This is a genomic window from Mycobacterium sp. E136 (assembly GCF_001666865.1).
GTDB lineage: Bacteria > Actinomycetota > Actinomycetes > Mycobacteriales > Mycobacteriaceae > Mycobacterium.
This window is the reverse complement of sequence record NZ_LZJE01000292.1, coordinates 1-5,323: the sequence shown is the minus strand read 5'-3', so window position 1 is coordinate 5,323 and position 5,323 is coordinate 1. Positions and strand designations below refer to the sequence as shown.

Below are 5,323 nucleotides of genomic sequence, written 5' to 3'. Positions count from 1 at the left end.
CGTCGACGGCCGCGAGTTCACGTTCACCGACGTCCCGGGCCAGCGTGACCACTCCTGGGGTGTGCGCGACTGGTGGGCGATGGACTGGGTGTGGAGCGCGTTGCACCTCGACGACGGCACCCGCCTGCACGGCGTCGACATCCGCATTCCGGGCGCCCCGCCGCTCGGCATCGGGTATGTGCAATCGGCGGGTGAACCGCTGATCGAACTGCAGGCCGTCACCGCGCGAGAGTCGTTTGCCGACAACGCGTTACCCGTCGATACGACGCTGACGCTCACGCCCGGCGACGTGACCGTCACCGCCGAGGTGCGTGGCCATGCGCCTGTGCTGCTGGTGTCGCCCGACGGCCGCATCAGTCACTTTCCCCGCGCCTGGGCGACGGTCACCACGCCCGACGGCCGCAAGGGCGTGGGCTGGCTGGAGTGGAACCGCAACCAGGGCTAGCGCGGCGCGTACATGATCAGCCCCACGCCGACCAGACAGATCAGCGCGCCGGTGATGTCCCAGCGGTCGGGCCGAAAGCCGTCGGCGACCATGCCCCAGGCGAGTGATCCGGCGATGAAGACTCCGCCGTACGCCGCCAGCACCCGACCGAAGTGGGCGTCGGGCTGAAACGCGGCGACGAAACCGTAAGCGCCCAGGGCCATCACGCCCGCACCGATCCACCACCACCCGCGGTGCTCCCGCACGCCCTGCCACACGAGCCACGCGCCACCGATCTCGAGCACCGCGGCAAGGACGAACAGCATCACCGACTTGAGCACCATCACGTCACTCAGCGTGCCGCGAGCGTGCGCAAAATGCTGGCATGGCGCGGCGTGTCGTGTGCAAACACGCACGCTCGCGCAACGAGGGGGAGCTAGGTGAGGTGGGCGCTGTCGTCGTCGAGATCGTCGCGGTTCAGGCCCATCGGCGTGGCGGCGGGGACGTCGCCTGCGGCGACCACCTTGCGGGTGATCGGAGTCAACGCGCGGAACAGCGTCTCGATCTCGTCGTCGGTCAGTGCGTCGAGCACCGGCAGGGCCAGCTCGTCGGTGGCGTCCTCGATCCGCTGCTTGAGATCGCGCCCTGCGTCGGTCAGTTCGTCGCCGTCGAGCAATCCGCGGTCGGTGAGCCGCGACCGGTACGACTGCCACTGCTCGTCGTCGTAGTCGCGGCTGCGCATGATCATCTCCTTGGGCACGCGACCCGCCGCGGCGTGCAGCACGTTGCTCTCGCGTCCGGAGATGCCGTGGTTGACGAGCACCGCGATATGCCCGTCGCCGCGCTGTTCGCGCAGCAGTGTGGTGGCGTGCCACAGCTTGGCCAACGGCTCGTCCGGCCATGGCAGCGCGGCGTTGGCCGCGAACAACGGGCGGCCGTCCAGCGTGGCGTTGCGCGCCGCTTCGGCCAGCAGGTCCGCCGCGGTCGCCACATCGTCGCCGTGTCCGACGCCGTACCGCTCGAGCGCCGCGACGGCGGACTGCTGCCGGACACGCAGCGCGTCGGCCGGGGGAGCGACCCCCCATGCGGCCGGAAGCGCCTTGGCCACACGATGCGGCGCGAAGTTGTAGAACGCCGCTGTCACCACCTCGGGCGGCACCTGGCCGAGTGGCGCCGACCTGGCGGCGAAGTAACCCATCCAAAACCCCTTGTAGCCAAGGTCGTCGAGGGCGGTGCGGGATTCCGGGGCGAAGTAGGTGACGGCGTGCACGGGTTCGAGTCGATCGAAGAATCGGCGCGCCAACGTCGGTTGCCTGTCCACGTCGGCAGTTAACCACTCACACCTGGACGTGCTCGCCGGGGTCCCGGTGTCAGCCGGGGGCGTCCGCCGACACCGCCGAACTGGCCTCGTCGATGATGGCCCGCATCGCCTGCTCGGCTGCCTCCTCGTCGCGCATCCGGATCGCGCGTGCCACCTCGTCGTGCAGATTGATCGCCGCCGGGTTCGGCGTCCTGGGCATCATCCCGTGATGTGTTCGCCCGGTGAGCACCTCGGCGACCACGCCGTTGAGCGCGCGGAACATCTCGTTGCCGCTGGCCTCTAGCATCGTGCGGTGAAAGAGTTTGTCGGCCTCGAGATAGGCCTCGAGGTCCCCGGCCCGCCCGTGAACGACCATGTCCGAGACGGCGGCCGCCATGATGCGGCACTGATCCGGATCTGCCCGCCGCGCGGCCAGCGCCGCCGCCGCCGGCTCGAAACCCCGCCGCAGTTCGGAGAGCGAGACCAGCTGCGCCGCCCGGTCGCCGGATTCCAACCGCCAACGAATCAGCATGGGGTCGAACACATTCCACTTCTCCGCGGGTTGAACCGTGATGCCGACCCGGCGTCGCGACTCGACCATGCCCATCGACTCGAGCACCCGGATGGCCTCGCGTGCAACGCTGCGCGACAACCCGTGTCGCGCGCTGACACCGTCCAGCGTCAGCACCTGCCCGGCCGGATACTCACCGGAGACGATCGCCGTGCCGAGCGAGTTCAGCAGATTGCCGTGCAGCGCGCCGACGATTGGTTGAGACGCCACGGATACATCTTTTCATACGATTGGTAAACCGATCTAAAGACATATCAATGCGTAATGGTATTGCAATCGTATGACTATTACGGCATGCTGTGTGATGCCAAACACAACTGGGTAGGTGGAGGAAATGGCGTCTCCAATCGTCGTCATGGGCGTTTCGGGCTCGGGCAAGTCGACTGTGGGCGCCGCACTCGCGCAGCGCCTGCGCGTTCCGTTCGCCGACGCCGACGACTTCCATCCGCCCGCCAATATCGCGAAGATGACCGCCGGTGAAGCGCTCGACGACGACGACCGCTATCCCTGGCTGGAGGCGATCGGCGAGTGGCTGGCCGAACACTGCGCAACCGGTGGGGTGATGAGTTGTTCGGCGCTCAAGCGCAAGTACCGCGATCAGTTGCGGCGCCACTGCGCCGAGACCGAGCTGCTGCATCTGGTCGGCACTCCGGAGATCATCGGCAGGCGGCAGGCCAGCCGTCCCGGACACTTCATGCCGGCATCTCTGCTCGCGTCCCAGTTCGACACCCTTGAACCGCTGGCCGCCGATGAGCGCGGCGTCGACATCGACGTCGACCAGAGCATCGACGCCATCGTCGAGGCCTACGTATCCGCAACGGGTTCGAACTCGACCGACCGGCAAGACGCGTGACCGCCGCACCGGTCGGGCCACATCCGTTGACGCAACACGGCGTAACAGCCAGAGACATCCGAAAACACGCACGGTCGGAGGCCTGATGGAAGCAATCGAGCCCGCCTACGGAGCAACCACGCTCCTGTTGATCGCCGCGGTTGCGGTGGCGGTCCTGCTGTTCTTGATCATGAAGGTCAAGCTGCACGCCTTCGTGGCGCTGGTGCTCGTCAGCGTGCTTACGGCGCTGGCCGCCGGCATCCCGGTCGGCGACGTTCCCGACGCCATCAGCTACGGCTTCTCGAACACCCTCGGTTCGGTCGCGCTACTGGTCGGCTTCGGAGTCATGCTCGGTCGGCTGCTCGAAGTCACCGGCGGCGCACAGGTTCTCGCCGACACGCTCATCGCCCGGTTCGGTGAGAAGCGGGCGCCGCTCGCCCTTGGGGTCGCTGCCCTGTTGTTCGGCTTCCCGATCTTCTTCGACGCCGGCCTCGTCGTCTTCCTGCCGATCATCATGACGGTCGCCCGCCGCTTCGGGGGCTCGCTCCTGCTCTACGGCCTGCCGGCCGCCGGAGCGTTCGCCGCCATGCACGCCCTGGTCCCGCCCCACCCCGGTCCGGTCGCCGCGGCCGAAGCGCTGGGCGCGAGTATCGGCGTGACGCTCCTGATCGGCGCGCCGGTCGCCGTCCTGTCGTGGTACATCGGTGTGCTGCTGGTGTCGCGGGTGATCGGGCGCCGCGTGCACGTCGACGTCCCGACGGCCTTGTTCGGCGAGATCAACGGCGGAGCAAGCACTCCCGAGCCCGATTCCGCCGATGGCGCCGGCACGTCTGCGGTGGCCACTGCGGCCCGAACCGCACCGTCGTTCCTCACCGTGCTCGGGGTGCTGCTGCTGCCGTTCGTGTTGATCTCGTTCAACACCGTCCTCGACACCCTGGTCTCCGCCGGCGTGCTGGAAGAGGACGCCACCTGGGCGCGCTATCTCATGCTGCTCGGCAACACCAGCGTTGCGCTGCTGATCACGGTGATCGTCGCGGCCGTGGTGCTGGGGTTGCGGCGGGGACGGTCGATGGACGACGTCAGCGCCCTCTACGACAAGGCCCTTGGACCCATCTGCTCGGTCATCCTGATCACCGGCGCCGGCGGCATGTTCGGCGGAGTGCTGCGGCTGAGCGGCATCGGAAGCGCGCTGAGCGACTCGCTGTCCGGACTCGGAATGTCGCTGATAGTTCAGGCCTTCATCATCGCGACGCTGTTGCGCGTGGCGCAGGGTTCGGCCACGGTCGCGATCACGACGACGGCGGGCCTGCTCAGTGCCGCGGCGGGCGAGGCGTCACTGAGCAGTCTTCACCTCACCCTGCTGTGCATCGCCATCGCCGCCGGGGCGACGGTGCTCTCCCATGTCAACGATTCGGGCTTCTGGTTGGTCAGCCGCTTCTTCGGGATGGACCTGAAGACCACGCTGAAGACGTGGACGGTCATGGAGACCACGCTCGGCCTGACCGCCTTCGCGTTCAGCCTCGTCTTGTGGCTGGTGATCTGACCCTCGTTGCGGGTCAACGGCATTCGCGAGTGGTCAGCCCTTGACGACCTGAGTGCCGCCTGCGAGTTCGTCGTGCTTGCCCTGCTTGGTCGCACTGCCGCTGATGGTCACGGCGATGACGATGATCGCGATGACACCGAGCAACCCGCCGACGAACGGAATGATCGGCAGCAACGTCCAGGAGTTGCGGATGGCCGCCTGCGCGGCCGTCGGCTTGGGCGCACCGCCCGGTCCGCGCACGCTCAGGCCGAGCAACTTCTTACCCGGAGTCGAGCCCATGCCCGCCTCGAAGGCCAAGAAGTAAACGAACATCAGACCGCCGGTGAAGAACCCGGTGACCATGATGTTGGAGGCGCTGTCGGTGACGAACGCGAGCAGCCAGCTCACGATCCCGACGAGGATGCCGTCGATGATTCGGGCGAGCCAGCGCAGGAGCAGGCCGCCCGGCTGTCCGCCCGCGGCGGGATAGCCGCCGCCGTACTGCCCAGGCTGTGATCCGAGATTTCCGCTAGTCATCCGAGTCAATGTACCGGCGACCTCGCCGATCAGGGCCGCTTTCGCACGCTCCGCGGGGGGTCAGCGGAGCTTGCGCTGCTGGCGCTTTGCCTGCTTGCGAGCCTGCTTGCGTGCGGTCTCGGCCTGTTTGCGAGCGG

The 5,323-nt window shown here is 67.7% G+C and carries 7 protein-coding genes; 3 read left to right on the top strand and 4 right to left on the bottom strand.

Translation table 11 applies throughout. The features are described 5' to 3' along the window. Nucleotides 1–445: DUF7064 domain-containing protein (locus A5698_RS29105; protein WP_502688953.1), on the top strand; the 445-nt coding region annotated here is incomplete at its 5' end. Here the strand turns inward: A5698_RS29105 and A5698_RS19000 are convergent. The 3 genes from A5698_RS19000 to A5698_RS18990 all read right to left on the bottom strand — a co-directional run bounded on the left by A5698_RS19000 (nt 442) and on the right by A5698_RS18990 (nt 2,505). Then, complete coding sequence (locus tag A5698_RS19000) at nt 442–768, bottom strand: YnfA family protein (RefSeq protein WP_068300030.1); 327 nt, start codon at nt 766–768, stop codon at nt 442–444. The genes A5698_RS29105 and A5698_RS19000 overlap by 4 nt on opposite strands. 92 nt (nt 769–860) lie before the next feature. Continuing rightward, a complete protein-coding gene (locus A5698_RS18995) occupies nt 861–1,745 on the bottom strand; it encodes an SCO6745 family protein (RefSeq protein WP_068300028.1) in 885 nt (294 codons plus the stop codon). 49 nt (nt 1,746–1,794) lie between these two features. Then, nucleotides 1,795–2,505, bottom strand: coding sequence for a FadR/GntR family transcriptional regulator (locus A5698_RS18990; RefSeq protein ID WP_068300026.1), 711 nt, complete (start codon nt 2,503–2,505; stop codon nt 1,795–1,797). Between the two features lie 124 nt (nt 2,506–2,629). On the opposite strand from A5698_RS18990, the gene A5698_RS18985 reads away from it, so the two are divergent. Continuing rightward, nucleotides 2,630–3,148 (top strand): gluconokinase, encoded by a 519-nt coding sequence (locus A5698_RS18985; RefSeq protein ID WP_067085366.1) that lies wholly within the window; start codon nt 2,630–2,632, stop codon nt 3,146–3,148. A gap of 85 nt (nt 3,149–3,233) precedes the next feature. Then, nucleotides 3,234–4,670 (top strand): GntP family permease, encoded by a 1,437-nt coding sequence (locus A5698_RS18980; protein WP_068300024.1) that lies wholly within the window; start codon nt 3,234–3,236, stop codon nt 4,668–4,670. 33 nt (nt 4,671–4,703) lie between these two features. Here A5698_RS18980 and A5698_RS18975 read toward each other — a convergent pair whose 3' ends face one another. After that, complete coding sequence (locus tag A5698_RS18975) at nt 4,704–5,186, bottom strand: RDD family protein (RefSeq protein WP_067085368.1); 483 nt, start codon at nt 5,184–5,186, stop codon at nt 4,704–4,706. Between the last annotated feature and the right edge of the window lie 137 nt (nt 5,187–5,323).

Coding starts and splice junctions, on each gene's coding strand:
- A5698_RS18985 (WP_067085366.1), top strand. CDS start 2,630: ATGGCGTCTCCAATCGTCGTCATGGGCGTTTCGGGCTCGGGCAAGTCG.
- A5698_RS18980 (WP_068300024.1), top strand. CDS start 3,234: ATGGAAGCAATCGAGCCCGCCTACGGAGCAACCACGCTCCTGTTGATC.
- A5698_RS19000 (WP_068300030.1), bottom strand. CDS start 768: ATGGTGCTCAAGTCGGTGATGCTGTTCGTCCTTGCCGCGGTGCTCGAG.
- A5698_RS18975 (WP_067085368.1), bottom strand. CDS start 5,186: ATGACTAGCGGAAATCTCGGATCACAGCCTGGGCAGTACGGCGGCGGC.